This window comes from uncultured Stenotrophomonas sp. (genome assembly GCF_913778665.1).
In the GTDB taxonomy this organism is placed as follows: Bacteria; Pseudomonadota; Gammaproteobacteria; order Xanthomonadales; family Xanthomonadaceae; genus Stenotrophomonas.
On the sequence record NZ_CAJYVQ010000008.1, the window covers coordinates 746,898 to 773,360 of the forward strand.

General features: G+C 66.4%; 25 protein-coding genes. 17 read left to right on the top strand and 8 right to left on the bottom strand.

The features are described 5' to 3' along the window. Nucleotides 1–163 precede the first annotated feature (163 nt). A complete protein-coding gene (gene apbC / locus QZ853_RS11985) occupies nucleotides 164–1,018 on the top strand; it encodes an iron-sulfur cluster carrier protein ApbC (RefSeq protein WP_033834539.1) in 855 nt (284 codons plus the stop codon). A 75-nt stretch (nucleotides 1,019–1,093) separates the two neighbouring features. Here the strand turns inward: apbC and QZ853_RS11990 are convergent, their stop codons facing one another. Next, on the bottom strand, nucleotides 1,094–4,066 hold the full coding sequence (locus tag QZ853_RS11990; RefSeq protein WP_295573387.1) for a TonB-dependent receptor: 2,973 nt from the start codon (nucleotides 4,064–4,066) through the stop codon (nucleotides 1,094–1,096). A 422-nt stretch (nucleotides 4,067–4,488) separates the two neighbouring features. On the opposite strand from QZ853_RS11990, the gene dcd reads away from it, so the two are divergent. Then, nucleotides 4,489–5,061, top strand: a complete 573-nt coding sequence (dcd, locus tag QZ853_RS11995; RefSeq protein WP_010483020.1) for a dCTP deaminase — start codon at nucleotides 4,489–4,491, stop codon at nucleotides 5,059–5,061. A gap of 50 nt (nucleotides 5,062–5,111) precedes the next feature. Here dcd and QZ853_RS12000 read toward each other — a convergent pair whose 3' ends face one another. From QZ853_RS12000 to QZ853_RS12010, 3 genes are read right to left on the bottom strand one after another with little or no spacing between them, the layout of a single operon-like run. Next, a complete protein-coding gene (locus QZ853_RS12000) occupies nucleotides 5,112–5,279 on the bottom strand; it encodes a DUF5668 domain-containing protein (RefSeq protein WP_005410498.1) in 168 nt (55 codons plus the stop codon). A gap of 15 nt (nucleotides 5,280–5,294) precedes the next feature. After that, on the bottom strand, nucleotides 5,295–5,717 hold the full coding sequence (locus QZ853_RS12005) for an HIT family protein (RefSeq protein WP_049447711.1): 423 nt from the start codon (nucleotides 5,715–5,717) through the stop codon (nucleotides 5,295–5,297). Beyond that, a complete protein-coding gene (locus QZ853_RS12010) occupies nucleotides 5,714–6,385 on the bottom strand; it encodes a dienelactone hydrolase family protein (protein ID WP_295573389.1) in 672 nt (223 codons plus the stop codon). The genes QZ853_RS12005 and QZ853_RS12010 overlap by 4 nt, the downstream gene beginning before the upstream one ends. A 231-nt stretch (nucleotides 6,386–6,616) precedes the next feature. Here QZ853_RS12010 and QZ853_RS12015 point away from each other — a divergent pair, with 231 nt between their 5' ends. The 3 genes from QZ853_RS12015 (at nucleotide 6,617) to QZ853_RS12025 (ending at nucleotide 9,328) form a co-directional block, all read left to right on the top strand. Further along, nucleotides 6,617–6,919 carry a hypothetical protein gene (locus tag QZ853_RS12015; protein ID WP_295573391.1) on the top strand — a complete coding sequence of 101 codons (303 nt, stop codon included), beginning with the start codon at nucleotides 6,617–6,619 and terminating at the stop codon, nucleotides 6,917–6,919. A gap of 217 nt (nucleotides 6,920–7,136) precedes the next feature. After that, a complete protein-coding gene (rimO, locus tag QZ853_RS12020) occupies nucleotides 7,137–8,498 on the top strand; it encodes a 30S ribosomal protein S12 methylthiotransferase RimO (RefSeq protein ID WP_106548848.1) in 1,362 nt (453 codons plus the stop codon). After that, nucleotides 8,498–9,328, top strand: a complete 831-nt coding sequence (locus QZ853_RS12025; protein WP_295573507.1) for a DUF3025 domain-containing protein — start codon at nucleotides 8,498–8,500, stop codon at nucleotides 9,326–9,328. The genes rimO and QZ853_RS12025 overlap by 1 nt, the downstream gene beginning before the upstream one ends. Nucleotides 9,329–9,485: 157 nt before the next feature. Here the strand turns inward: QZ853_RS12025 and greB are convergent, their stop codons facing one another. Both greB and QZ853_RS12035 read right to left on the bottom strand, forming a co-directional pair. Further along, a complete protein-coding gene (gene greB / locus QZ853_RS12030; RefSeq protein ID WP_295573393.1) occupies nucleotides 9,486–9,992 on the bottom strand; it encodes a transcription elongation factor GreB in 507 nt (168 codons plus the stop codon). Between the two features lie 78 nt (nucleotides 9,993–10,070). Then, nucleotides 10,071–11,576 (bottom strand): helicase HerA-like domain-containing protein, encoded by a 1,506-nt coding sequence (locus tag QZ853_RS12035; protein ID WP_345777902.1) that lies wholly within the window; start codon nucleotides 11,574–11,576, stop codon nucleotides 10,071–10,073. 122 nt (nucleotides 11,577–11,698) lie between these two features. Here QZ853_RS12035 and QZ853_RS12040 point away from each other — a divergent pair, with 122 nt between their 5' ends. Next, nucleotides 11,699–13,309, top strand: coding sequence for a transglycosylase SLT domain-containing protein (locus tag QZ853_RS12040; RefSeq protein ID WP_295573394.1), 1,611 nt, complete (start codon nucleotides 11,699–11,701; stop codon nucleotides 13,307–13,309). A gap of 23 nt (nucleotides 13,310–13,332) precedes the next feature. Next, entirely contained in the window at nucleotides 13,333–13,680 is a 348-nt protein-coding gene (locus QZ853_RS12045) for a ribonuclease E inhibitor RraB (RefSeq protein WP_295573396.1), read from the top strand. 139 nt (nucleotides 13,681–13,819) lie between these two features. On the opposite strand, the gene asd is transcribed toward QZ853_RS12045, so the two are convergent. Both asd and QZ853_RS12055 read right to left on the bottom strand, forming a co-directional pair. Next, complete coding sequence (gene asd, locus QZ853_RS12050) at nucleotides 13,820–14,662, bottom strand: archaetidylserine decarboxylase (protein ID WP_295573398.1); 843 nt, start codon at nucleotides 14,660–14,662, stop codon at nucleotides 13,820–13,822. Beyond that, the gene (locus QZ853_RS12055) at nucleotides 14,659–15,309 is read right to left on the bottom strand and encodes an SCO family protein (protein WP_295573400.1); all 651 of its coding nucleotides are present in this window, start codon (nucleotides 15,307–15,309) and stop codon (nucleotides 14,659–14,661) included. The genes asd and QZ853_RS12055 overlap by 4 nt, the downstream gene beginning before the upstream one ends. 122 nt (nucleotides 15,310–15,431) lie before the next feature. Here QZ853_RS12055 and prmB point away from each other — a divergent pair, with 122 nt between their 5' ends. From prmB to QZ853_RS12105, 10 genes are all read left to right on the top strand, one after another. Next, complete coding sequence (prmB, locus tag QZ853_RS12060; RefSeq protein WP_295573402.1) at nucleotides 15,432–16,361, top strand: 50S ribosomal protein L3 N(5)-glutamine methyltransferase; 930 nt, start codon at nucleotides 15,432–15,434, stop codon at nucleotides 16,359–16,361. Beyond that, nucleotides 16,358–17,461, top strand: coding sequence for a chorismate synthase (gene aroC, locus QZ853_RS12065; protein WP_295573404.1), 1,104 nt, complete (start codon nucleotides 16,358–16,360; stop codon nucleotides 17,459–17,461). The genes prmB and aroC overlap by 4 nt, the downstream gene beginning before the upstream one ends. Then, nucleotides 17,454–18,491: a D-glycerate dehydrogenase gene (locus QZ853_RS12070; protein ID WP_295573406.1), complete on the top strand. Its 1,038-nt coding sequence runs from the start codon at nucleotides 17,454–17,456 to the stop codon at nucleotides 18,489–18,491. Before aroC ends, QZ853_RS12070 begins: the two co-directional genes overlap by 8 nt. Before the next feature lie 91 nt (nucleotides 18,492–18,582). Then, on the top strand, nucleotides 18,583–19,611 hold the full coding sequence (locus tag QZ853_RS12075) for an aspartate-semialdehyde dehydrogenase (RefSeq protein WP_295573408.1): 1,029 nt from the start codon (nucleotides 18,583–18,585) through the stop codon (nucleotides 19,609–19,611). A gap of 104 nt (nucleotides 19,612–19,715) precedes the next feature. Further along, nucleotides 19,716–21,689, top strand: coding sequence for a FimV/HubP family polar landmark protein (locus tag QZ853_RS12080; protein ID WP_295573410.1), 1,974 nt, complete (start codon nucleotides 19,716–19,718; stop codon nucleotides 21,687–21,689). Nucleotides 21,690–21,715: 26 nt separating this feature from the next. Continuing rightward, nucleotides 21,716–22,078, top strand: coding sequence for a VOC family protein (locus QZ853_RS12085; protein WP_295573412.1), 363 nt, complete (start codon nucleotides 21,716–21,718; stop codon nucleotides 22,076–22,078). A 31-nt stretch (nucleotides 22,079–22,109) separates the two neighbouring features. Continuing rightward, nucleotides 22,110–22,880 (top strand): tRNA pseudouridine(38-40) synthase TruA, encoded by a 771-nt coding sequence (gene truA, locus QZ853_RS12090; RefSeq protein WP_295573415.1) that lies wholly within the window; start codon nucleotides 22,110–22,112, stop codon nucleotides 22,878–22,880. Then, the gene (locus tag QZ853_RS12095) at nucleotides 22,877–23,533 is read left to right on the top strand and encodes a phosphoribosylanthranilate isomerase (protein ID WP_049429515.1); all 657 of its coding nucleotides are present in this window, start codon (nucleotides 22,877–22,879) and stop codon (nucleotides 23,531–23,533) included. The genes truA and QZ853_RS12095 overlap by 4 nt, the downstream gene beginning before the upstream one ends. Before the next feature lie 170 nt (nucleotides 23,534–23,703). Then, nucleotides 23,704–24,375 (top strand): OB-fold-containig protein, encoded by a 672-nt coding sequence (locus QZ853_RS12100; RefSeq protein WP_295573417.1) that lies wholly within the window; start codon nucleotides 23,704–23,706, stop codon nucleotides 24,373–24,375. Then, entirely contained in the window at nucleotides 24,375–26,393 is a 2,019-nt protein-coding gene (locus QZ853_RS12105) for a hypothetical protein (protein ID WP_295573418.1), read from the top strand. The genes QZ853_RS12100 and QZ853_RS12105 overlap by 1 nt, the downstream gene beginning before the upstream one ends. The last annotated feature ends 70 nt before the right edge of the window (nucleotides 26,394–26,463 follow it).

Below are 26,463 nucleotides of genomic sequence, written 5' to 3' on the forward strand. Positions count from 1 at the left end.
TCGTGCGTGCTGGAGACCAGCTCCGCAGCCCAAAACAGTGCCTTGGGAACGTAACATGAACTTAACAATCTGTGCACGAATCTGTCGCAATCCTGAATTTCAGTCAGGTTACGTCCAGCTTGTATGATGTTCGGTTCTTCCCCCTGATCTGCCGGTGCCCGTTGTGAACAGTTCTCCCCGCCGTCCCCATGCCAGCCAGGTCCAGAAGGGACTGACGCCGCATGCCCGGATCCGCAACGTGATCGCGGTCGGCTCGGGCAAGGGCGGCGTCGGCAAATCGACCACGGCAGTCAACCTGGCGGTGGCACTGCAGCAGCTCGGCGCACGCGTCGGCGTGCTCGATGCGGACATCTATGGCCCCAGCGTGCCGGCCATGCTGGGCCTGTCCGGTCGCCCGGAAAGCCCGGACAACAAGAGCATCGAGCCGCTGCGCGCGTTCGGGGTGGACACCATGTCGATCGGCTATCTGATCGAAGAGGACACGCCGATGATCTGGCGCGGGCCGATGGCCACCTCGGCGATGACCCAGCTGTTCAACGACACGCTGTGGGATGACCTGGATTTCCTGCTGATCGACCTGCCGCCGGGCACCGGCGACATCCAGCTGACCCTGACCCAGAAGATCCCGCTGGCCGGCGCGGTGATCGTCACCACGCCGCAGGACATCGCCACGCTGGATGCGAAGAAGGCGCTGAAGATGTTCGAGAAGGTCGAGGTGCCGGTGCTGGGCATCGTCGAGAACATGGCTGTGCATACCTGCAGCAATTGCGGGCACGTCGAGCACCTGTTCGGCGAGGGCGGTGGCGAGCGCATGGCCGCGCAGTACGGCGTGCCGCTGCTGGGGTCGCTGCCGCTGCAGATCGGCATCCGCGAGCAGGGCGATGCCGGCACCCCGATCACCGTGGCGCAGCCCGATTCGGTGCCGGCGCAGGCCTACCGCCATGCCGCGCAGCGCCTGATCGAGGAAGTAGGCAAGCGCCCGCGGGCGTCGATCCCGATCCTGTCGTCGCTGCTCTGAGGGGGGCCGTAAAACAAAAAAAGCCGCCGGCGCGAGGCCGGCGGCAATCTGGAACGTTCCTGGAGAGGAAGCTGCTTACCAGTCGTACTGGACCTGGAAGCGGACGTAGCGCGGCGTGGTGTAGTACTTGCCCACGCCCACGTTGTTGTAGGTACGGTCGTAATCTTCGTCGCGCGTCACTTCATAGACCTGCAACGGCTTGATGCTGTTGAAGGCGTTGAGCACCGATGCCTGGATGCTCAGGCCCGACAGCCAGTTCGGACGGTAGGTCAGGCTCGGGCTGACGTTCAGCGTCCACGGCGTGCGGCCGGAAGTGCCTTGCGGCGACACCTCGCCATTGCAGTAATGGAAGGCTGCACCGTAGCCGTACTCGGTGTCGAACGTGCCGGAACCACCACCGAAGCAGCTGATCGGGGAGCCGGATTGCGCCTGGATGTTCAAGCCCAGCTGCCATTCCGGGGTAAAGTCGTACGAGCCGAACAGCTTGATCGAATGACGGTGGTCATTGAACAGGTAGCCATCGGCGCCGTACATGATTTCGGCGAAGTCGAAGTCCGACGTGGTGCCGGTATCGTCCTGGCCATTGGCGCTCTTGACCAGGCCCTCGTAGTTGCCATCGAGCTTGGACCAGGTGTAGGACAGGCTTGCGTACCACCGATCGGTGCGCTTGTCCGCGCTCAGCGTCAATGCCTTGTACGCGCGCTTGGCCTTCGGCCCGAGCACGTTGCCCGGCACGTGGATGTCTTCCGGGGTGCCGTCGCCGTTGACGTCCAGCGAAATGTTCAGGTCCTGTCCCGGATTGAACAGATAGCAGCCTGGCAGACTGCCCGGAACGCTCCATTCGCTGTCCCAGCTCGAGACGTCGTAACCGGCGGCCACGGCGGCGTTGTAGATGGCGCGGGAATCGCAGGTATCGTCGATGACGTTGTGGATCTTGCGGTAGGTGGCCTTGATGCCGACCGTCCAGTCGTTGAAGAAGTCGTTGGCGCTGGACAGCTGGTACTGGTAGCCAAGGATGGCTTCATCCTGCGTGTACGGCTTCAGGCCGCGGCTGGCGACTGCCTTGGGGTCAGGCGTGGAGCCGTTCTCGCCGTTGTAGACCTGGCTGTCGTAGGGCGTGCTGGCGACATTCGGCTTGCCCGATACCGGGTCATAGGAGCCCAGATAGTCGTAGTAGTCGACCGTGTAGTAGGACGGACTGGCGGCGCGCAGGGAAACGTTGGCGGCGACCGGCAGCGAGTACCGGCCCAGCGAGCCGAATAGCTTGCTGCGGCCATCGCCGGTGACATCCCACGAGAAGCCGAGGCGCGGCTGCCAGATGTCGTCCTGCTTGACGAAGCTCACGCCATCGGTGTTCTTGTTGTTGAACGAATCATTGCGGATGCCCAGGTAGAGCATGAAGTTGTCGGTGATCTGCCAGTTGTCCTGCAGGTACCAGGACTTCTGATCGATGCTGACACTGCCGCCGGTGCGGTAGTTGATCCGGTACGCGTCCGGGCGGGCGCGGGTCGGGCGGATGACCCAGTAGGCGCCTGAGGAGTAAGCCGTACCCTGGGTGGACTTCCATTCTTCATCGCTGTAGCCGAACGCAAGCCGATGGTCGCCCAGCTGCCATTCGAAGTCCAGCTTGCCGCCCTTGCGCTCGTTCTTGCCCCCCAGCATGTCGACTGACGAGGCGACCGAGCAACCGATCGGGTTGCCGTTGTAGACGACATAGGGGCAGGCGCCGTCCGGGGAGTGGACATTACCGTCGTAGTAACTCATAACGCCATTGCGGTCCACGGTGAATTCAGACGCCTTGTTGCGCATCTGGCCGTACTGCAGCGAGGCGGTCAGGTTATCGGTGAGGTAGCTGGTCCACTTGAAGATGTCGGTCTGGCCGCCGCGCTTGCCGATCAACTGACCCTTGTAGCCGGTCCGGTTCGAGCGTTCCGCAGCGACGTCATAGACGTTGTTGTAGTAGTCGTAGGTATACCGGTTGCCGTTGTCGAACCCGGTGTACTCCAGGTGATTGTTCTCGTTGAGGTACCAGTCGACCTTCAACAGCCAGTAGGGCGTCTTGACCTGATAGTCGTATGAGGTGCTGCCAGTAGCAGCATCGGTGTACTCGGAGCGCCCGCCGTAGACCGAACTCTTCGAGTTGCTGAACTGGCCCATGGCGAACACGAACAGCTTGTCCTCGATCAGCGGACCGCCGACCCAGGCCGAGTAGACGTTGGAAGAACTGTCCGACTGGCTGTAGTCGCGGAAAATCTCGCCGTCATTGCGATGCGAGTTCGGGATGTGATCACGCCCCCACGACGGCGCGCCCGTCCACGAGAAGCCCCCCTTCCATTCGTTGGTGCCGCGCTTGACGTTGACGCTGGTCACACCACCAGTGGAGAAGCCGTACTTCGCGCCATAACCACCGGTCTGCACGTCCAACTGATCGATCGCCTGGTAGGGGATCTCCGAGAAGGACAGGCTGTCGTAGAGATTGGTGACGTTGAAGCCGTTGACGTAGTAGCTGTTCTCCGCCGCCGACGCGCCACCGAACGATGCTGGGCCGAAGTAGCCGCTGGAGGAGACGGTGCCGGGCGTCAACAGAGAGACGCTGGTCACGTCGCGTCCGACCGGCAGCGAGTTGAGCTGCTCGGCGGTGAAGGTGGTGCGCGTTTCAACGCTGCTCAGGTCGATGGGTGCGACGCCGGTCGCGCGGACGTTGACCGTATCCAGCGACGTAGCACTGCCAGCGGCAAAGGTGGCCGTCGCGGTCTGGCCGGCGACGACGTTGACGCGGGTGCTGCCTACCTGGTTGCCGCCGCTGTAGCTGATGACCTCGTAGGTACCGGTCGGCAGCTGCGAAAGGCGGAATCTACCATCGCTGCCAACAGTGGCTTCGCGCGTCGCACCGGAGGCCAGGCTCTTGACTTGGATCTTGTCGGCGGACGAAGCCGTACCGACGATATCGCCGGAGGTGCTCTGGGCGTAGCTGGCGCCGGCGAGGGCTCCCAGCACCATGGCCAGAGCGGTGCGCTTCAGGGCGCGTCCATTGAAATTCAGATTCATCGTGTTCCTTTGCGGTTGCAGAGGGGTAGCGGTACGTTTTTCAAGACGGCCTGAACGGATTGTTCAGGATGAATGAAACCGTAACGATGAACTTTTTCTCGTGCAACGTTCACCTGGCGCTCATACGCCGGGATCTGCTTCCCGCGGCTTGCAGATGATTGAAAAAAAAGGGAAAAATTTTTTATGTCGATGTATGTCGCGGTAGGCGTGATGATTGAAATCGACATAATGCTGTGATAAGTGATTCGTTTTAACTTTCCTGGTCTCATTTGTTACCTGGCCTTTCTGTCCCGCCGTTGCGTTGGCGACGCGCCCCTCGGCTCCCCGGGCGAAAGGGAGAAACATGGCCGGCACAGTCGGCCCGCCTGTAGAATCGCCGCCTCGGGCGCAGCCCGGTTCCCCCTCGTTCAACAGGACAGAGCATGAGCATCAAGAGTGACCGTTGGATCCGCCGCATGTCCGAGCAGCACGGCATGATCGAGCCGTTCGAGGCAGGGCAGGTCAAGCAGGCCAACGGTGAGCGCATCGTCAGCTATGGCACGTCCAGCTATGGCTACGACGTGCGCTGCTCGCGCGAATTCAAGGTGTTCACCAACATCAACTCGACCATCGTCGATCCCAAGCATTTCGACCCGGGCAGCTTCGTGGATATCGTCGGCGACGAGTGCATCATTCCGCCGAACAGCTTCGCGCTGGCGCGTACCGTCGAGTACTTCCGCATTCCGCGCGACACCCTGGTGGTGTGCCTGGGCAAGAGCACCTACGCGCGCTGCGGCATCATCGTCAACGTGACGCCGCTGGAGCCGGAATGGGAAGGCCACGTCACCCTGGAATTCAGCAACACCACGCCGCTGCCGGCGCGGATCTACGCCAACGAAGGCGTAGCGCAGATGCTGTTCTTCCAGGCGGCGGCCGATGACATCTGCGAGACCTCGTACCGCGACCGCGGCGGCAAGTACCAAGGCCAGACCGGCGTGACCCTGCCGCGGACCTGATCGCCCGCGTCATCGCATGACAAAAACGCCGGGCATGGCCCGGCGCTTCCTTATTTGCCGCGGCCGAACAGCATTGCGATGCCGACACCCACCAGTGCCACCGGCCACCAGGTCAGCAGCAGCTTGGACAGGTTCAGGTGCGTCCAGCCGAGGTTGCTGGCGAGCATGAACAGGCCGATGAGGATCAGCAGGATGGCGGCAACGAGGTTGAATCGCATCGGGTCGGCGAAGGCTCAGGAGTGGGCTGGATATCCTAGCCGTTCCTTCCAGTAGGCGACATGCTGGTCCAGCGCCGCCGGCTCGTAGCGGTGCGCCGGGCCGCTGCCCCAGACCGGCCCGGGCCAGGCCGGGTCGCCGTCGTGGCGTCCGATCACGTGGAAGTGCAGCTGGCGCACGATGTTGCCCAGCGCGCCGATGTTGATCTTCTCCACTCCATCAGAGCCCTTCAGGGCCTTGCAGGCGCGGTTGAGCTCGGTGCGCAGCTTGTCCTGCTGCTCGCCGTCCAGCTCGATCCACTCGGTGACCCCGGCCAGGCGCGGCACCAGCACCAGCCAAGGGAATCGTTCGTCGTTCATCAGCCGCACTTGCGACAACGGTCCTTCCGCCACCAGCACGCTATCGGTGGCCAGGCGTGAATCGAGTTCGAAATCGCTCATCCAAGATGCTCCGAGAAGAAGTCCAGGGTGCGTTGCAGCGCCAGGGCGGCGCTGTCTGGATCATACGCATGTCCGACCTCCCGGTTGAAGGCGTGGTCGGCCGGATAGACGAAGGTGGCCATCTGCGGCAGCTTCTCGCGGTGGGCCTGCACCGCCTCTGGCGGGATGCTCTTGTCCTGGGCGCCGAAGTGGAAGATTACCGGTGCCTTCGGCGCCTCATCGAGGAACTGCACATCGCGCGCGCCGTAGTAGCTGGCCGAGGGCAGGCCCAGCCGCAGCGCGGACAGCATCGCCACGGTGCCGCCCCAGCAGTAGCCGACGGTGCCGACCTTGCCGTACGGCGCCAGGCGCGTCGCCGCCGCGCGGACCACTTCCAGCGCGCGATCCATGCCCAGTGCGCCGACCCGCTCCAGCCCCTGTTTCACGCCATCGGCATCGTAGGGCAGGGCATCCGGGGCGGCCTCGAGCCCGTCGACCAGGTCGAAGAACGACGGCGCCAGCACGGCATAGCCTTCGGCAGCGAAGCGCTCGGCCACGCTACGGATATGTGGATTGGCGCCGAAGATCTCCTGGATGACCACCAGCCCGCCACGCGGGGTGCCTTCGGGGAGTGCCTGCCAGGCCCGTACCGCGCCGTGGTGCGTATCCAGGGTGATCCACTCATTCATCTGGGCTGCCTCGTGTCGGAAGTTGTAGCGGGATTATCCGGCGCGAACCAGTGTGCGTCATGTCGCCGGATGTGCCGGATCGGGTGAGCTGCAGGCTGGCGACTCCATCGATCCTGTCCCGGGAGCTGTTGGACACCAACGGATTCTGGTGGTTAGATCGAATGGCACCACTGCGGCTCATCGTAGTTGGCGCCGCACGTGCGTTTTTTCGTCAAATTAATGGAGTGATTGATGAAGAGCATGATTGTGATGGCAATTGCGGGACTTTCGCTTCTCGTCGCGGCCGGGTCTGCCAAGGCTGCAGATCCCTATCCCAGATGCACTGCGTGCTCGCGGGTCTGGGCCGAGTGCGTTGCGAACAATGGCGCTGATCACCCGATCTGCCAGCATAAGCAGCTGGTGTGCGACCAGATCTGTGCATGGGAGATTCCGGTCGTGGGTGCTCCGTACGCGCTCGACAAAGCCGGAGCAGATGTTGAGCCGAACCGTTTGGAGCTCGCGCTGAGCCCGGCCAAGCGGTTGTCCAGGTCCTGAGGTTCCAGGGGCCGGAGACGGCCCCTTCCCCAGGAGGGGATCAACACGTGGCCTGGGCGCTGGTTGGTGCGCCGGCACGTGTAGGGCTGTCGGCGCACAGGCTGGCCATTCAGAGCGAGGCCACCAACCCCGGTATACTGGCGCCCTTTCAGGCCCCGGCCCCCAGGATCCCCTGCCATGCCGGCAGGGGCCCAGGCCCCCAGAGTCCCGCGATTCCATGTCCCAGCTGAACCCCAAAGTCGGCTTCGTCAGCCTTGGCTGCCCGAAGGCCCTTGTCGATTCCGAGCGCATCCTCACCCAGCTCCGCTCCGAGGGCTACGACATCGTGCCGTCCTACGACTCGGCCGATGTAGTGGTGGTCAACACCTGTGGTTTCATCGATTCGGCGGTGACCGAGTCGCTGGATGCGATTGGCGAGGCGATGAACCAGAACGGCAAGGTCATCGTCACCGGCTGCCTGGGCAAGCGCCCGGAGCAGATCCGCGAGGCGTACCCGAACGTGCTGGCGGTGTCCGGCCCGCAGGACTACCAGAGCGTGATGGAGGCGGTGCACGAAGCACTACCGCCCAAGCACGATCCGTTCGTGGACCTGGTGCCTGACTACGGCATCAAGCTGACCCCGCGCCACTACGCGTACCTGAAGATTTCCGAAGGCTGCAACCACAAGTGCAGCTTCTGCATCATTCCGTCGATGCGCGGCAAGCTGGTGTCTCGCCCGGTCGATGAGGTGCTGCGTGAAGCCGAGCGCCTGGTGCGTGGTGGTGTACGTGAGCTGCTGGTGGTGTCGCAGGACACCTCGGCCTACGGCGTGGACGTGAAGTACGCCGAGAAGATGTGGCGCAACAAGGCCTACCAGACCCGCCTGAAGGCGCTGTGCGAAGGCCTGTCCGAGCTCGATGCCTGGGTGCGCATGCACTACGTCTACCCGTACCCGCATGTGGACGAGGTAGTGCCGCTGATGGCGGAGAACCGCATCCTGCCGTACCTGGACATTCCGTTCCAGCACGCCAGCCCGCGCATCCTGCGCTTGATGAAGCGCCCCGGCGCGGTCGAGAAGACCCTGGAGCGCGTGCAGAACTGGCGCCGCATCGCGCCGGACATCACCGTGCGTTCGACCTTCATCGTCGGCTTCCCGGGAGAGACCGAGGCCGAGTTCGAAGAACTGCTGTCGTTCCTGGACGAGGCGCAGCTGGATCGCGTGGGCGCGTTCGCCTATTCGCCAGTCGAGGGTGCCACCGCCAACGACCTGCCCGATGCAGTGCCGGAAGAAGTGAAGCAGGAGCGCCTGGCCCGCTTCATGGAGAAGCAGGCGCAGATTTCCGCCGCGCGCCTGGAAGCCAAGATCGGCACCGTGCAGCAGTGCCTGGTCGATGCCATCGAGGGTGACATCGCGGTGGCACGTTCCAAGGCCGATGCGCCGGAGATCGACGGCCTGGTGCACATCCAGAACGCCGACCAGGTGCCTTTGCGCGTGGGCGAGTTCGTCGATGTGGAAATCACCGAGAGCGACGAGCACGATCTGTACGGTGATGCGCTGGCGGCTGCGGGCCGCCCGGCGTTCGATCTCAAGGTGCTGTGATCGCAACGGCCGCCGCCGGTGACAGCGGCGGTCCGCGGCGCTTCGTGCCGCCGCCACGCGCGGCGGTCGATCCACGGGTGTTCGCGCACCCGCTGTTCGCCGGCCTGCAGGACTTCCGTGACCTGTTGGACGGTGCGGCATGGCCGTCCATTGCTGCGCTCGACACGCGGCTCGCGCTGCACGGCAAGTGCTTGGTCGAACAGGACGCCGCGCTGCTGGCCGACGGTCTGCATTACGAAGCACGCATCGCGCAGGGGCGTATCGCCACCCGCGCCGACAATTGGCATGACCTGTTCAATGCCCTGGTGTGGGCGCGGCATCCACGGTTGAAACGGGCGCTCAACGTGCAGCAGTGCCTGCATATCGATGCCATGCCGCCCGGCCAGCGCAATCGCGCACAGGCGGCGCTGACCCAGTTCGATGAAACCGGCGTCATCGTGTGTGTGCGCGATGAAGCGGTGCTGGCAGCATGGGATGCGCACGCGTGGCCAGCGCTGTTTGAACCCCCGCATTGGCGAAGCGGTGCCGTGGCCATCGCGGCGGTGTTCGGTCATGCGCTGATGGAGCAGGCGCTGCTGCCCGGTCGTCTGCTGGTCGGCAAGTGCGTGGTGGTGCCGGGCGATGATGAAGATGCCTGTATCGCCGGGGTCGTTGCCGCCATCAGCGAGGGCCGGGCGCTGACCGATCCGTTGCAGCTGCGACCGCTGCCGCTGGCGGGTATTCCGGGCTGGCATGAACGTCAGGATGCCAGCTTCTACGCCAACACCGACTACTTCCGCCCGCTGCGTGCCGGGCGCAAGTACCCGCCACCGCTGCCCGTGGCCCTGTAGAGTCGACTGTCAGTCGACTGCTCTTCGTACCGATGTCATGAACGCCTGATAGATGGCTTCGGTGAGTCATCAACCGCGATGGGGATCGCGGCGCGTTTGCCGTCTGGCTGCGGAGGTTTGCGCCGCGCTTCGCGCGGTAGTCGACTGACAGTCGACTCTACATCCGCTCGTATTCCACACCGATCACCGCGAAGGTGAACTGCCCGCCGGGCAAGTCCACCGAGAACTCGTCATCCAGGCGCTTCTTCAGCAGCGCCCGCGCCAGTGGCGAGTCGATGCTGATCCAGCCCAGTCCGGCATCGGTTTCGTCCGGGCCGACGATGCGGTAGCGGCTGGTGTCACCGCTGTCGAGGTTCTCCAGCTCCACCCACGCACCGAAGAACACCGCCTGCGGATCGGTCGGCGTGGTGTCGACCACGCGCAGCGATTCCAGCCGCTTGGTCAGGTAGCGCACGCGGCGGTCGATCTCGCCCAGCTGCTTCTTGCGATAGGTGTATTCGGCGTTTTCGGAACGATCACCTTCCGCGGCAGCGGCGGCCAGCGCCTTGACCACTTCTGGGCGGCGCACGCGCCAGAGTTCATCCAGCTCGGCCTTCAGGCGCGCGTGCCCGGAGGCGGTGATCAGGGCGGTGCTTTTTTCTGCGGGAGGGCGCCAACGGGACATGCGGTAGGACTTCTTTTCAGGGGAACGATGGGGTCTGGGCCCTTCCAGCTGGAAGGGCTCTGGCCCCACGAAGTGATCTCAGCGCTTGCCGCCGAAGATGCCACCCAAGATGCCGCGCACGATCTGGTTGCCCAGCTTGGTGCCGACGGTGCGCGTGGTCTGCTTGGCCATGGTCTCGATCATGCCCTGGCGGCGCTTGGTGCCGAAGATCGCATCCTTGATCGCCTGGCCGAAACCGCCTTCCTGCGCCTCGTCCTGCTCGCGGCTGCGGGCGGCGGGCGTCTGTGCCTGCTCGACGCTCTTCTGCGCGCGCTGGGCCAGCAGTTCGGCGGCCGATTCGCGGTTGATCGCGGTGTCGTAGCGGCTGCCGACCGGGCTGCCGGCGCGCACCTGTGCGCGTTCGGCCTCGGTGATCGGTCCCATCCGGCACCGCGGCGGCGCGATCATCGTCTGCTGCACCGGCATCGGGACGCCCTTGTCCTGCAGGGTGGAGACCAGCGCCTCGCCGGTGCCGAGCTGGCTGAGCACCTTGGCCACGTCGAGCTTCGGGTTCGGCACGAAGGTTTCGGCGGCGGTCTTCACTGCCTTCTGGTCGCGCGGGGTGAATGCACGCAGTGCATGCTGCACGCGATTGCCGAGCTGGCCAAGGATGTTGCCCGGCACGTCATCGGGGAATTGCGAGCAGAAGTACACGCCCACGCCCTTGGAGCGGATCAGCCGCACCACCTGCTCGATGCGCTGCACCAGCGACGCAGGCGCGTCGTCGAACAGCAGGTGGGCCTCGTCGAAGATGAAGACCAGCTTCGGCTTGTCCAGGTCGCCCACTTCCGGCAGCTGTTCAAACAGTTCCGAAAGCAGCCACAGCAGGAAGGTGGAATACAGCTTGGGCTTGAGCACCAGCTGGTCGGCGGCGAGGATGCCGATCATGCCGCGGCCATCGTGATTGACCCGCATGATGTCGGCCAGTTCCAGTGCCGGTTCACCGAAGAAGTTCTCGCCGCCGTCCTGTGCCAGGCGCAGCACCGAGCGCTGGATCGCGGCGATCGACTGCGCGCTGACCAGCCCGTATTCGGTGGAAATGTCCTTGCGCTCCTCGGCGACCAGGCCGAGCAGGGCGCGCAGGTCGTCCATGTCCAGCAGCAGCAGGCCACGGTCGTCGGCCAGCTTGAACACGATGTCGAGCACACCGGCCTGGGTATCGTTCAGTTCGAGGATGCGCGACAGCAGGGTCGGGCCCATCTCGCTGACTGTGGTGCGCACCGGGTGGCCGAGCTTGCCGTACAGGTCCCAGAAAATGGTCGGGCTGGCCGCCGGCGCATAGTCGGCCACGCCGATCTCGGCGGCGCGCTGCAGCAGGTTCTCGGCGCCGGTGCCGGGGACGGCCAGGCCGGCCACATCGCCCTTCACGTCGGCCAGGAACACCGGCACGCCCAGCCGCGAAAAGCCTTCGGCCAGGGTCATCAGGGTCACCGTTTTGCCCGTACCGGTGGCGCCGGCCACCAAGCCGTGACGATTGCCGAGTTTCGGCAGCAGGGTGACCGCAATGTCGTCAGTGATGCCTTTGCCGAGCAGAATCGGATCCATGGTCCAGCCCTTGTGATGAATAGCCCAATGTTAACCGCCGACGGTGACGGTCCGAAGGTCTGCTTGCCCGGACCTTGGCGGCGCCGCTACTCTGCTTGCCTGTTTTATACACAGTGCCATCAATGCCCGTTCCTGTCCTGATTTCCCGCGGTTGGCCGCTGCTGGCCCTGGCCGGCCTGGTTTCCTTGGCGCCCGACGCCCATGCGCAGCGGGTTTCGGCCCGGGACAAGGTGAAGGTGGATGCGCTGCAGCAGCGCATGACCGCTGCCGAGAAGCGCTATGGCGACGCCCTGCTGCTGGTCGCCAATTCCGATCCGAAAGGCAGCAACGAGGCCGACGCGGCGCTGGAGGACATGGAAGATGTGCTCAACGACTGCGTGAAGCAGAAGGGCTGCCAGATGGGAACCCTGCTGGCCAGCTACAAGCGCCTGCTCAAGCACGATGCCGATGCCGCCGCCAGCGATGGCATCGCCGACGAGGGCGGTGACCGCCTGGAAGCCGACCCCGACCATATCGGCCCGCTCACTGCCGACGTGCCCGAAGCGGCCCGCGCAGCCGCGCTGCTGAACGACAAGCGGCACGCCTTCGACAGCATGGTCGAGTACAACCCGGCGGTGCAGGCCGGCATCCGCCGCTGGCTGACCGACATGCGTCCGGCGCTGCTGACCAGCTACGAGAACTACCAGAACCTGCGTGCGGTGATGTGGCCGGAATGGGAAAAGCGCGGTCTTCCCGAGGCGCTGCTGTTCGGCATCATGGCCAAGGAATCCAACGGCCGCGTGCATGCCTCCTCGCGTGCCGGCGCCGCTGGCCTGATGCAGTTCATGCCGGCCACCGGCCGCCGTTTCGGCCTGGGCCCGGACGGTACCGGCTTCGATACACGCTTTGATGCGCGCAGTGCCGCCGAAGCCAGCGCCAGCTACCTCAATGAGCGCCTGCGCGAACTGAACAACAACGTGGAAATGTCGGTGGCCGCCTACAACGGTGGCGAAGGCCGCGCCGCACGCGTGTTCAAGCAGAGCGCCGGCCAGAGCTTCTGGACCGACAGCGTCTACAACCAGTTCCCCGGCGAGACCAAGGACTACGTGCCGATGGTGATCGCGGCGGCCTGGATCTTCCTGCACCCGCAGCAGTACGGCGTCGAGTTCCCGAAGATCAGCGCGCAGCCCGCCACGCTGCGCCTGGCCAAGTCCACCACCATCTACGAACTGACCATCTGCCTGGGCAGCCACGGTACCCGCGATGGCTACATGCGCGCGCTGCGCAACCTCAACCCGCGTTATGAAGCCGATGGCTGGATTCCGGCCGGCACGCTGATCAATGCCACCACCCGGATCGCCGGCCTGTACCAGCGCAACTGCGTCAGCGGCCCGCGCGCCGACCTGGCCCGTACCCTGATCACCGCCGATCTGAACGCGGCGATCAAGCGTCCGGCCGTCGCCAGCTACACCGGCAGCGTGGCCGTCGGCGGCGTGGTGCCGGTGGCCGATGCCGCCGCGTCCACCAGCGTACCGACCGCGCCGGTGGCCTCGGTGGCGACGCCGCGCGCGGCCCCGGCCGCACGCCCGAAGCCGGTGCGCAACCACAAGGTGGGCAAGGGCGAGACGCTGGGCGCAATCGCTGCCAAGTTCCAGTGCGACGTGCCGACCCTGGCCCGCGCCAATGGCCTGAAGGCCCCGGCCTACAGCCTGCGCCACGGCCAGACGCTGAAGCTGCAGGGCTGCGACAAGTAATCCCCACGACCTCTGGAGCCCGCATGGACCTCGAAGACACCCGCAATCTGTTCGCCAATCTCCGCGAGAACACCGACTGGGACATCAAGGGCCCGTTGCTGTGGGGATACTTCTTCGTCCACTCCAGCGCCGAACCGCTGCAGGCGCTGGGCGAGTACCTGCAGCGGCAGGGCTACAGCTTCGTTGAACTGTTCGAGCAGGAGCCGGAAGAGGGCGACGCGCCGTTCCACGTGCTGCACGTGGAGCGCGTGGAGATCCACGACGAAGCCTCGCTGGATCGCCGTAACCAGGAATTGGCCGCGCTGGCCGCGGAAAAGGGCGTGGAAGACTACGACGGCATGGACGTTGGCCCGGCCCCGGCCCTGCAATAACGCGCTTCTGGCGGTAGATCCGAGCCCACGCGCGGCTGTCTTTGCCGGCAGTCGAGCGAGCTCGACGCTACGAACCCGGTAGTGCCGGGCGCTGGTCGGCACTCCGTCGAATTCGTCCATGCATGGCGTGGATCTGTGGTCAGCGCAGCCTGGCCAGTGCCTGCCCCAGCTGCACCGGGCATTCGGCGCCCAGCTGCGGGGCGAAGTCAGCCACGCCCGGCGGCAGCAGCACGATGACGGTCGAGCCATAGTTGAAGCGCGCCATCTCGGCGAAGCGCTCCAGCTGGATGCCCTGGCCACGGTAGTCCTTGCGGGTGATGCGGTCGCCATAGGCCGGGATTTCCTCCCCGCTCCACACCGTTTCCACGCCTGACACCAGCAGCGCACCGACCATGACGCTGACCATCGGGCCGAAGCTGGTATCGAAATGGCAGACCAGGCGTTCGTTGCGGGCGAACAGGCGCGGCACGCCGTTCACTGCAGCCGGGCCGACGCTGAACAGGCGGCCGGGCACGTGCACCGTCTCGCGCAGGGTGCCGGTCCACGGCATGTGCACGCGGTGGTAGTCACGCGGGGACAGGTACACCGTGGCGTACAGGCCGTCGTTGTACGGCTTGGCGTCCTCGTCGCTGCCCAGCAGCTCGGCGGCGGTGAAGGACTGGCCCTTGGCCTGGAAAATGCGGCCGGCCTCGATCCTCCCCAGCTGGCTGATGCGGCCGTCGGCCGGCATCACCAGGCTGCGCGGATCGGCATCGGCCACGCGCGCGCCCGGCTTCAGGGCGCGGGTGAAGAACTGGTTGAAGGTCGGGTAGCTGCGCGGGTCCGGGTTGGCCGCTTCGTCCAGGTTGACGTTGAACTTGCGGGTGACGGTGTCGATCAGCCAGCGCGACACGCGCGGATCGTCCGAGTACGCCAGCGAACGCGCCATCGAGGACAGCAGGCGGTGGGGCAGGGCATACGTCAGGGCGGTGGTGAGGCTCATGGGGCGGTTTTCTCGGTCAGCTTCTGCAGGTCGCGGGCAATGGCCGGCGCGTTGAACGGGGGCCGCACCAGGCCGGCAAGGCGGCCCTGCGGGTCGAGCACGGCCAGGCTCGCCGAGTGCTCGACGGTGTAATCCTCTGGGTTCTCGTCGAAGTGCTTGCCCGGCACTTTCTGGAACACGAAGCCCAGCGAAGTGGCGAAGCGCTCCAGCGAAGGAATGTCGGCGGTGGCGGCCAGGGTGTCCTTGTGGAAGCCGTGCACGTACTCGCCCAGGCGGGTCGCGCTGTCGCGGTCCGGGTCGACCGAGATGAACAGCACGCGCGGGCGCAGCGTGTCAGGCAGGGCTTCCCACTGGTTCTGCGCGCCGGCCAGCTCGGCCAGGGTGGTCGGGCAGACATCCGGGCAGAAGGTGAAGCCGAGGAACACCAGGGTCCAGTGGCCCTTCAGTTCGCCCGGGATCAGGCGGGTGCCATCGGACTGGGCCAGGTTGAAGTCGGGCAGCACGCGCGGCTGCGGGTACAGCGTGACTGCTTCGGTGGCCGGGGCGTTGGCCGGCGGCTTCGGCGCGAACACCCGCTGCGCGGCCAGCAGGCCGAGGCCTGCGGCCAGGGCGATCAGCAGGATGATGCCGGCGTTGCGATTGAACATGAGGGCTCCCGCGCGAAGTGGGCTCCATCATACCGGCTGCGACCGGATCGTTTCCGCCGCAACGGATGCCGCCACCGGCGCCAGCCCCTATAATCGGGGGCCACTTTGCCCGCAGTACCGCCATGACCGCTGAAACGGCCGCCGAACTCCACACGATCATCGATCTGATCCGCTACGGCACCAGCCGTTTCAATGAAGCCGGGCTGACCTTCGGGCACAGCTACGACAACGCACTGGATGAGGCCACCCAGCTGGTGCTGCACAGCCTGCACCTGCCGCACGACCTGGGCCCGGCCTATGGCCAGGCGCGCCTGCTGCAGGCCGAGAAGCTGCGCGTGCTGGAGCTGTTCCAGCGCCGCATCGACGAGCGCATTCCGGCCGCCTACCTGACCGGCGAGGCCTGGTTCGCCGGCCTGAGCTTCAAGAGCGACGCGCGCGCCCTGGTGCCGCGCTCGCCGATCGCCGAGCTGATCGAGTGCGGCTTCGAGCCGTGGCTGGCCGGCCGCGACGTGCGCCGTGCGCTGGACCTGTGCACCGGTTCGGGCTGCATCGCCATCGCCATGGGTCACTACTACCCGAACTGGGAAGTGGACGGTGTCGACCTGAGCGACGATGCGCTGTCGCTGGCCGAAGAGAACAAGGAGCGCCTGCAGGCGCACAACGTCACCCTGCTCAAGTCGGACCTGTTCAACGGCCTGACCGGCCGCCACTACGACCTGATCGTCACCAATCCGCCGTACGTCACCAACGACGAGACCGATGCCCTGCCGCAGGAGTACTCCTACGAGCCGGAAATGGGCCTGCGCGCCGGCGACGACGGGCTGGACCTGGTGCTGAAGATCCTGCGCGATGCACCGCTGCACCTGAGCGAAGACGGCCTGCTGATCTGCGAAGTGGGCGAGTCCGAACAGCACCTGATCAAGCTGCTGCCGGAAGTCGATTTCGCCTGGATCGAATTCAAGGTTGGGCAGATGGGCATCTTCGCGGTCGAATGCCGCGAACTGATCGCTCACAGCGCCCGCATCACCGAACTGGCGGCGCAGCGCCCGTGAGCTCCAATTCGTTCGGCAAGCTGTTCACCGTCACCACGTTCGGCGAGTCGCACGGGCCGGCCATCGGCTGCGTGATCGATGGGTGCCCGCCGGGGCTGGCGCTGGACGCGGCCGAATTCGCCCATGACCTGCAGCGCCGCGCTACCGGCAAGAGCCGGCACACCTCGGCACGTCGCGAGGCCGACGAGGTCGAGATCCTGTCCGGCGTGTACGAGGGCCTGACCACCGGCACCCCGATCGCGCTGCTGATCCGCAACACCGACCAGCGCAGCAAGGACTACGCCAACATCGGCCAGCAGTTCCGCCCGGGCCATGCCGACTACAGCTACTGGCACAAGTACGGCATCCGCGACCCGCGCGGTGGCGGACGTTCCTCGGCGCGCGAGACCACCATGCGCGTGGCCGCCGGCGTGGTCGCCAAGAAGTGGCTGGCCGAGCGCTTCGGCGTGACCGTACGCGGCTACCTGTCGCAGCTGGGCGAAATCCGTCCGGCCGGTTTCGACTGGTCGGCGGTGGAAGACAACCCGTTCTTCTGGCCGCACGCCGAACAGGTGCCGCAGCTGGAGGCGTACATGGATGCGCTGCGCAAGTCCGGTGATTCGGTCGGTGCGCGCGTGGACGTGGTGGCCGACAACGTGCCGCCGGGCTGGGGCGAGCCGATCTACGGCAAGCTGGACGGCGACCTGGCCGCCGCGCTGATGAGCATCAACGCGGTGAAGGGCGTGGAGATCGGCGACGGTTTTGCCAGCGCCGCGCAGAAGGGCACCCAACACCGTGACCTGCTGACCCCGCAGGGTTTCGCCAGCAACCATGCCGGCGGCATCCTCGGTGGCATTTCCACCGGCCAGCCGGTGGTGGCGTCGATCGTGCTGAAGCCGACCTCCAGCCTGCGCCTGCCGGGCCCGTCGCTGGATACGGCCGGCAACGTGGTCGAGGTGGTCACCACCGGTCGCCACGATCCGTGTGTCGGCATCCGCGCCACCCCTATCGCCGAGGCGATGGTGGCGATGGTGCTGATGGACCAGGCGCTGCGCCATCGCGCGCAGTGCGGTGACGTCGGCACGATCACGCCGCGCATTCCCGGGCAGATCGATGGCTGACACGCGGCCGACGGTGTGGGTGAGCCAGCCGCTGATCGACGCGGCCATCGCGCCGTTGCGCGATCGCGTGCGGCTGCGCACCACCGGCACCGTTACCGCCTGGACGCCCGCGCAGATCGCCGAACAACTGGCCAGTGCCGACGGCGCGATCATCACCCTCAACGAGCGTATCGGCGCGGCCCAGGTGGCCGATGCCGCGCAGCTGCAGGTGATCGCCAACGTCGGCGTGGGCTACAACAACCTGGACGTGGACGCGCTCAACGCGGCCGGCATCCTGGCCAGCAACACCCCCGATGTGCTGACGGAAACCACGGCCGACATGGGCTTTGCCCTGCTGATGGCCACCGCGCGTCGCATCACCGAATCCGAGCGCTGGCTGCGCGAGGGCAAGTGGGGGCAGTGGTCGTTCCAGACCATGCTCGGCGCCGATATCCATGGCAGCACGCTGGGCATCCTCGGCATGGGCCGCATCGGCCAGGGGATTGCCCGCCGCGGCGCGCACGGGTTCGGCATGAAGGTGCTGTACAACAACCGTTCGCGCCTGGCGGCCGACACCGAAGCTGCACTGGGCGCGACCTACGTCGATCTGGACACGCTGCTGGCGCAGTCCGACCACCTGGTCACCGTGCTGCCGTACACCCCGGCCTCGCACCACATCATCGATGCGGCTGCGCTGGCGAGAATGAAGCCTTCGGCCACGCTGGTGAACATCGCCCGCGGCGGGATCGTCGACGAACTGGCCCTGGTCGATGCCCTGGCCGACGGCCGTCTGGCGGCCGCCGGCCTGGATGTCTACGAGGGTGAGCCGAAGGTGCGCCCGGAACTGCTGGCGCTGCGCAACGTGGTGCTGACCCCGCATATCGGCAGTGCCTCGCTGGGCACGCGCACGGCCATGGTGCAGCTGGCCGTGGACAACCTGCTGGCAGGCCTGGGCCTGTCGGGCAGCCCGACCGCCATGCCGAGCGCGATCAATGCCGACGCGGCCCTGGCCGCGCGTGCCGTGCTGGGTAAAAAAAGCGGAAAACGATAGGGAACCTCCACGCGCCCCGTCCGAGGAGGTTCCCCGAACCCAGCTGTCGTGCGTGAGTTTTCCCCTTCCCGTTTTTCGTGAGAGTTCCCCCATGAGCAATGCACAACGCAGCTTCCACGTCGCCATCGTCGGCGCCACCGGTGCGGTCGGCGAGACCATGCTGTCCATCCTGGCCGAGCGCGGCTTCCCCGTCGGCACCCTGAGCCTGCTCGCCTCCGAGCGCTCGGCCGGTGGCGAGGTCGAGTACGAAGGCCAGAAGATCAAGATCCAGGACCTGGCCACGTTCGATCCGAGCGGTGTTGAGATCGCCCTGTTCTCGGCCGGCGGCAGCGTGTCCAAGGAATTCGCGCCGAAGTTCGCCGCTGCCGGTGCGGTGGTGATCGACAACTCTTCGGCCTTCCGTTACGACGATGACGTGCCGCTGGTGGTGTCCGAGGTCAACCCGGACCAGGTCGGCAACCGCCCGCGCGGCATCATCGCCAACCCGAACTGCTCGACCATGCAGATGCTGGTCGCGCTGGCGCCGCTGCACCGCAAGTACGGCATCGAGCGCATCAATGTCTCCACCTACCAGTCGGTGTCCGGCGGTGGCCGTTCGGCGCTGGAGGAGCTGGGCAAGCAGACCGGCCAGCTGCTGAGCTTCCAGGAGATCGATCCGCAGCGCTTCCCGGTGCAGATCGCCTTCAACCTGATCCCGCACATCGACGACTTCCAGGACAACGGCTTCACCAAGGAAGAGATGAAGCTGGTCTGGGAGACCCGCAAGATCCTCGGCGACGACAGCATCCTGGTAAACCCGACCGCGGTGCGCGTGCCGGTGTTCTACGGCCATTCCGAGTCGGTGGCGATCGAGACCCGTGACAAGGTCACCGTGGCCGAAGCGCGTGCGCTGCTGGAGCAGTCGCCGGGCATCGAAGTGGTGGATCGCCACGAAGCCGGTGGCTACCCGACTCCGGTCACCCACGCCTCGGGCACCGATGCGGTGTACGTCGGCCGTATCCGCGAGGACCTGTCGCACCCGCGCGGTCTGAACCTGTGGATCGTGTCGGACAACGTGCGCAAGGGTGCAGCCTTGAACGCCGTGCAGCTGGCCGAGCTGGTCGCCGCCGAACAGCGCTGATCACCGCGGTTGCCTGACCGGTAGTGCCGGCCGCTGGCCGGCATTGCCGAAGGTCATCCATCGGTGGGTGCGGACCTTGGTCCGCACGCTTTATAGTGTCGCCCATGAATAAACGGGCCCGGGGCGCAAAGCGCCCGCTCAGCTATCTTTCCGCTGCACTGCTGGCCCTGGCAAGCAGTTCGGCGCTCGCCCTTGGGTTGGGCGACATCCGTGTCCTGTCCAAGCCGGGCCAGCCGCTGCTGGCGGAAATCCCGGTGGTCTCGGCCGATCCCTCCGAACTGGAGAACCTGCGCGTGGCGCTGGCGTCGCCGGCCACCTTCGAGCGCGTCGGTCTGCAGCGGCCAGCCGGACTGGTCGGCGAACTGCAGTTCGAACTGACCCGCAATGCACAGGGCCGGGCGGTGGTACGGGTGACTTCGCAGGCACCAGTGGAGACACCGTCGCTGAGTTTCCTGATCGAGGCCGACTGGGGCCAGGGCCGGCTGGTACGCGAGTACTCGGCCCTGGTCGATGCGCCTGCCAGCGCTCTGGCCGTGGCGGAACCGGAAATCGTCGCGCCGGCCGGCACCCTGTCCAACGTCATTGCCCGCGAGACAGCATCTGCGCCGGCCGCCGCGCCGGCCAGCGCGCCTGCGACCGCACCGGCGCCGGCACGACCGCGTGCGGCACGACCTGCCGTTGCGGCAGCCCCGGCCGAAGGCAGCATCACCGTGCAGCGCGGCCAGACCTTGTCGCAGATCGCCGGCCCGGTCGCTGCCGGCAACCAGGTCAGCCGCGATCGCGCGATGATCGCGTTGCTGCGAGCCAATCCCGAGGCCTTCATCCGTGGCAACGTGAACCTGCTCAAGCAGGGCGCGGTGCTGCGCCTGCCCGGCAACGATGCGTTGGCTGCGGTCGATGCCAGCGAAGCCGCCGCGCTGGTGCGCGAGCACGCGGCGCAGTGGCGCCAAGCCCGCACCGTGCCGCAGCCCGCAGGCACGGTCGCGCCGGTTGCGAAAGCGGCCGCCACGACCGATTCCGCCGCGGCTGCGGCCAACGGCGCACGTCTTGAAATCGCTCCGGCATTGGCGTCCGACGCCGCGCGCGCGGGCACAACCACCGGCACCGCTGCCGGCAGCGAGGGTGACATGCTGGGCAACGAACAACTGCGCCAGGCGCGTGAAGACATCGCTACCCGCGACGCCGAGATCGGCGAGCTCAAACAGCGCGTGGCCGAACTGGAAAAGCTGAAGGAACAGCAGCAATCGCTGATTGCGATGAAGGACAACGATCTGGCGGCGGCACAACAGCGCCTGGCACAGGCCCCGGGTACGCGCGATGCAGCGACGCCGTGGTACTGGCTGGGCCTGCCGGTGCTGTTGCTGGCCGCCGCTGCCGCATGGCTGCTGCGCCGTCGCAAGCCGTCGCCATTGCCGCCGCTGCGCGAGGAAGGTGACGCAAGTGCCCTGACCGCGGCGGTGCCGGCCGGCGCCGCACTGGATACGCTGGCCGAACAGGCGTCCTGGGCGTCGGTGCCGGCTGACGGTGGCCGCCAGGAACCGGCGATGCCGGGCTGGGCGAGCGAACCCGGGACGCAGGACGCCGCCGTCGCCGATGAGGCGGCACCGGCGGATTGGCCGGCGCAGACGCTGCCTGAGGACGAGGTGGTGGCGCTGCCCGATGCGGTGGCCGACCTGCCGCGCTGGGACGAGCCGGAGGTGAACGATGGCGATGTGCCGCGGGCGCACGCCGCGCCGGAGGCCGCCGCTGACGTGGAGGTGCCGGATTACGCCCTGCACGCCGAACAGCAACCCCAGTTCCGTGGCGTATTCGACCTGCCGGCGGAGCCGCATGACGACGCGCATTCTGCCGAAGCGTTGCATGGCGCGGTCGAAGCCGAACACCAGCACGACAGCGCGGCGCCGGCCAGCGATGCAGGCTGGTCGCCGCGTGCCGGCCAGGAACGCCTGGAGCTGGCCATCGCCTACCTCGACCTGGGTGACGCGCAGACTGCGCGCACGCTGTTGCAGGAAGTGGCCGAAGATGGTGACCTGCACAGCCAGGCTCACGCCCGCGAACTGCTGGCGCGCCTGCCGTGACCGAATCTGCCGACAGGGACCTTGCCATGAGCCGCGAGCGCCGCATCGACTACGTTGAATTCGCCTCCAGCGACCCGGCCGCCAGCCGTGCCTTCTTCGAGAAGGTGTTCGGCTGGTCGTTCGTCGACTACGGCAGCGACTACACCGCCTTCGACGATGGGCGCCTGCAGGGCGGCTTCTTCCGTGGCCAGCCACAGCGGGCCAGTGACGCGGGAGCGCCGCTGCCGGTGCTGTACGCCGAGGAGTTGGCGCCGGTCGAGGCGGCCGTGCGCGATGCCGGTGGAGAGATCGTGCGCCCGGTGTTCTCTTTCCCCGGTGGCAGCCGCTTCCAGTTCGTCGAGCCCGGTGGCAACGAACTGGCGGTCTGGTCCGAACGCGATCCGGCCTGAGCGCCGCCCATCCGCAATATCGAGGTAGCACATGCGTTACGCGCTTGGCGTCGAGTACGACGGCAGCGATTTCAGGGGCTGGCAGAACCTGGGAGAGGGTGGCCCCAGCGTACAGGCCAGCCTTGAGCAGGCCCTGTCGTCGGTGGCCGATGCGTCGCTGCAGGTGGTCTGCGCCGGCCGCACCGACGCCGGCGTGCACGGCCAATGCCAGGTCGTCCATTTCGACACCGACGTGGTGCGGGACCCGCGTGCCTGGATGCTGGGCACCACCACCCGACTGCCGCGCTCGATCGCGGTGCGCTGGTGCGTGCCGGTGGCCGGCGATTTCCACGCCCGCTTCTCGGCACGCGCGCGCCGCTACCGCTACCGACTGCTCAACCGCGAAGTGCGGCCGGCACTGGACCGGCAGACCCTGAGCTGGGAACGGCGGTTGCTGGACGAAACCCTGATGCACGCCGCCGGCCAGGCCCTGCTCGGCGAGAACGACTTCAGCGCCTTCCGCTCGGTGCAGTGCCAGGCGCTGCACGCGCGGCGCGAGCTGCAGTCGCTGCAGGTCAGCCGCCAGGGCGAGGTGATTGAAGTGGCTGTGCAGGGCAATGCATTCCTTCATCACATGGTCCGCAATATCGTCGGTTCGTTGATCCTGGTGGGCAGCGGCGAAAAACCGGTGGACTGGATCGCTGAACTGCTGGCCGGGCGCGATCGCACCGTAGCCGGTCCCACCGCACCGCCGCAGGGCCTGGTGTTCCTTGGGCCCCTGTACCCCGACAACTGGCATCTGCCCGCCGAGGTCACGCTATGAGCCGTTCCTACTACCGTACGCGCATCAAGTTCTGTGGGATGACCCGTGCCGGCGACGTCCGCCTGGCCGGTGAGCTGGGCGTGGACGCAGTGGGTTTCATCTTTGCCCGCGAAAGCAGCCGCCGGGTCGCCCCGGCCGAAGCACGCGCGATGCGCCAGGCGATCGCGCCGATGGTCGACGTGGTGGCGCTGTTCCGCAACAACAGCAAGGAAGAAGTGCGCGAGGTACTGCGCACCGTTCGGCCGACCCTGCTGCAGTTCCATGGCGAGGAAGACGAGAGCTTCTGCCGCAGCTTCAACATGCCGTACCTGAAGGCGATTGCCATGGGCGGCCGCGAAGAGGTCAATGCGCGCACCTTGCAGCTGCGTTACCCCAGCGCGGCCGGGTTCCTGTTCGACAGCCACGCGCCCGGTGGCGGTGGTGGTACCGGCGTGGCCTTCGACTGGGGCCGCATCCCGACCGGCCTGCACCGGCCGTTCCTGCTGGCCGGTGGCCTGAATCCGGAGAATGTCTACGATGCCGTGCTGGCCACGCTGCCCTGGGGCGTGGACGTGTCCAGCGGCATCGAGCTGGAGCCGGGCATCAAGGATGGCTACAAGATGCGCACCTTCGTTGAAGAAGTGCGCCGCGCAGACTGCACGGTTCTCGAGTGATCGGTGTCACTTTTTTTGCCGTGATCTGCGGCTGGATTTGAGCCTGCACGTATTCTTCACATAGGATGGACCCTGGCGCGCCTGCCATGAGGGCCGGCGCGGAGATCGACGGGGCGCGTTATGCGCGTCTCGAACGGGCGACCGCCGCCCTCAGCCCAGGAAGGCAAGCGATGCAGGAATTCCTCACCGTCGTGTTTGGTTTCCCGACCCTGCCGTACAGCATCGTGCTGGCGGTAGCGCTGGTCTACTGGGGGCTGGCCGCCTTTGGCCTGGCTGATGACGGTTTCGGCGACCTTGGTGCCGATGGCGCACTGGACGGCGGCAACGATCTCAGCGGCCTGTCGGCCCTGCTGCAGCGCTTCGGCCTGGGGGGCGTACCGGTCATGGTCGTGGTCACCCTGCTGGGCTTCTTCGGCTGGGCGCTGACCTATTTCATCCATCTTTTCGTACTGCTCCCATTGCCGGATCTGCTGCGCTGGACGATCGGCGCAGTCGTGGCCGTGCTCGCCCCCGTGCCGGCGATACCGCTGACCGCGCTGCTGCTGCGCCCGATCCGCCGTTTCCTGCTGCGCCTGCGGCCGGTGGCCCAGGCCTCGCTGCTGGGGCGCACCGGCATGGTCGCCTCGCCGAAGGTGGACGCACGCAGCGGTCATGCCACTGTCGACGATGGCGGCGCCGGGCTGGTGCTGCAGGTGCGCAGCGACATCGAACTGCAGCGTGGCGAGCGCATCGTGCTGATCGAGCACGTGGCCGATCAGCACCATTACCGGGTAGTCCGCGCCGACGCGGTCGCCCTCGATTTCCAGGACAACCTGCTTCCGGGCAACAAGGAGAATCACTGATGACGTTGGCAACCATGGCCCCCTTCCTGATCGGCGTGGCCGTTCTGCTGGTGGCGCTGCTCGGCCTGGCCGGCCTGTTCAAGGCCTTCTATCGCAAGGTCGACCAGGGCGTGGCGCTCATCGTCAACGACATGAGTTCCACGCCGAAAGTGCACTTCACCGGCGCACTGATCATCCCGGTGCTGTACCGCGCCGAGCTGATGCGGATCAGCCTGATCACCCTGCAGATCGACCGCCGTGGCAAGGAAGGCCTGATCTGCCGCGATAACATGCGTGCTGACATCGCCGTGGCCTTCTACCTGCGGGTCAATGAAACCCAGGCCGACGTGCTGCGCGTGGCCAAGGCCATCGGCGCCGACCGTGCCTCGGACAAGCACGCCGTCGACGAGCTGTTCAATGCCAAGTTCTCCGAAGCATTGAAGACGGTCGGCAAGAAGTTCGACTTCACCGAACTGTTCGAGAAGCGCCAGGAGTTCCGCGACGAGATCATCGCGGTGATTGGCAACGACCTGAACGGCTATGTGCTGGAAGACGTGGCCATCGATTACCTGGAACAGACGCCGAAGGCGCTGCTCGACCAGTTCAACATCCTTGACGCACAGGGCATCCGCAAGATCACCGAGCTGACCGCCGCACAGAATGTGGTGACCAACGAGCTTGAGCAGAACGAGAAGCTGGCCATCACCAAGAAGAACGTGGAAGCGCGCGAAGCGCTGCTGGCGCTGGAGCGCCAGCAGGCCGAAGCCGAAGCGCGGCAGAAGCGTGAGATCGAGACCATCCGCGCGCGCGAGGAAGCCGAGACCGCCAAGGTGCAGGAAGAACAGCGCCAGCTGTCCGAGAACGCCCGCATCGAAGCGCAGCAGTTGATCGAAATCCGCGACCAGAACCGCCTGCGCGAGGTGGAAGTGGCCGAGCAGAATCGCCAGCGCGCGGTGGCCATCGAAGCCGAGCGCGTGGAGCGCGCACGCCAGCTGGAGCAGGTCACCACCGATCGTGAGGTCCAGCTGCAGGGCGTGGAACGTGACAAGGTGGTCGAGCAGGGCAAGATGGACGTGGCCAACATCACCCGCGAACGCATCTCCATCGACAAGACCGTGGCGCAGGAAGAAGAGCGCATCAAGGAAGTGCGTGAGGTCTCCGAAGCGGACCGCCAGAAGCAGGTGCTGATCCTGGAAGCCGAAGCCAAGGCTCAGGAAGCGCTGGTGCGCGAAGTGAAGGAAGCCCAGGCCCGCGAAACCGCCTCCAAGCACCGTGCAGTGGAGCTGACCACCCTGGCCCAGGCCGAGCACGAAGCCGCTGGCAAGCAGGCCGAGGCCAAGCGCCTGCTGGCCGACGCGCTCCGCGCCGAACAGGCCGCACCCGGGCTGGCCGAAGCGCAGGTGCGTGAAGCCTCTGCGCTGGCCATCGAAAAGGTCGGCATTGCCGAAGCCCGCGTGATCGAGGCCAAGGCGGAAGCCAGCCTGAAGCAGGGCAGCAACGAGGCCCGTGTGCTGGCCGAGACGCTGCAGGCGCAGGCCCAGGGCGAAGAGAAGATGGGCCTGGCACGTGCCACCGCCACCGAATCGCTGGGCAACGCCGAAGCCGGCGTGGTGCAGAAGAAGCTGCTGGCCGAGGCCGAGGGCCTGGTTCGCAAGTTCGAGGCGATTGCTTCGCTCAGCGACCAGGCGCGCGGCCACGAAGAGTTCCGCATGATGCTGGACAACAGCCTGAAGCAGGCGCTGGCCTCGATCGAAGCGGGCAAGGAAGTGTCGCGCGAGAACGCCAACGTCATCGCCAGCGCGCTGCGCAACGCCGACATCGATCTGGTCGGCGGCGACGGTGGCATGTTCGAGAACCTGGTCAAGGCGGTGTCGCTGGGCAAGTCGATCGAAGGTTTTGCCGGCAAGAGCCCGATCGTGCAGGAGCTGATGCAGCGCTACCTTGGCGTGGCCGTGGCCGAGCCGGCACCGCGCCAGATCGCCGAGGATGCCGAAGCGGTGCCGACCGTGTCGGCCACCGTGGTCGACAGCGCCCGTTGATGCATCGGGCGATGGCCACGCCGCCATCGCCCGCCCGCGCCGGCCGCAACCGCGGCCGTCCGCCCGTGAG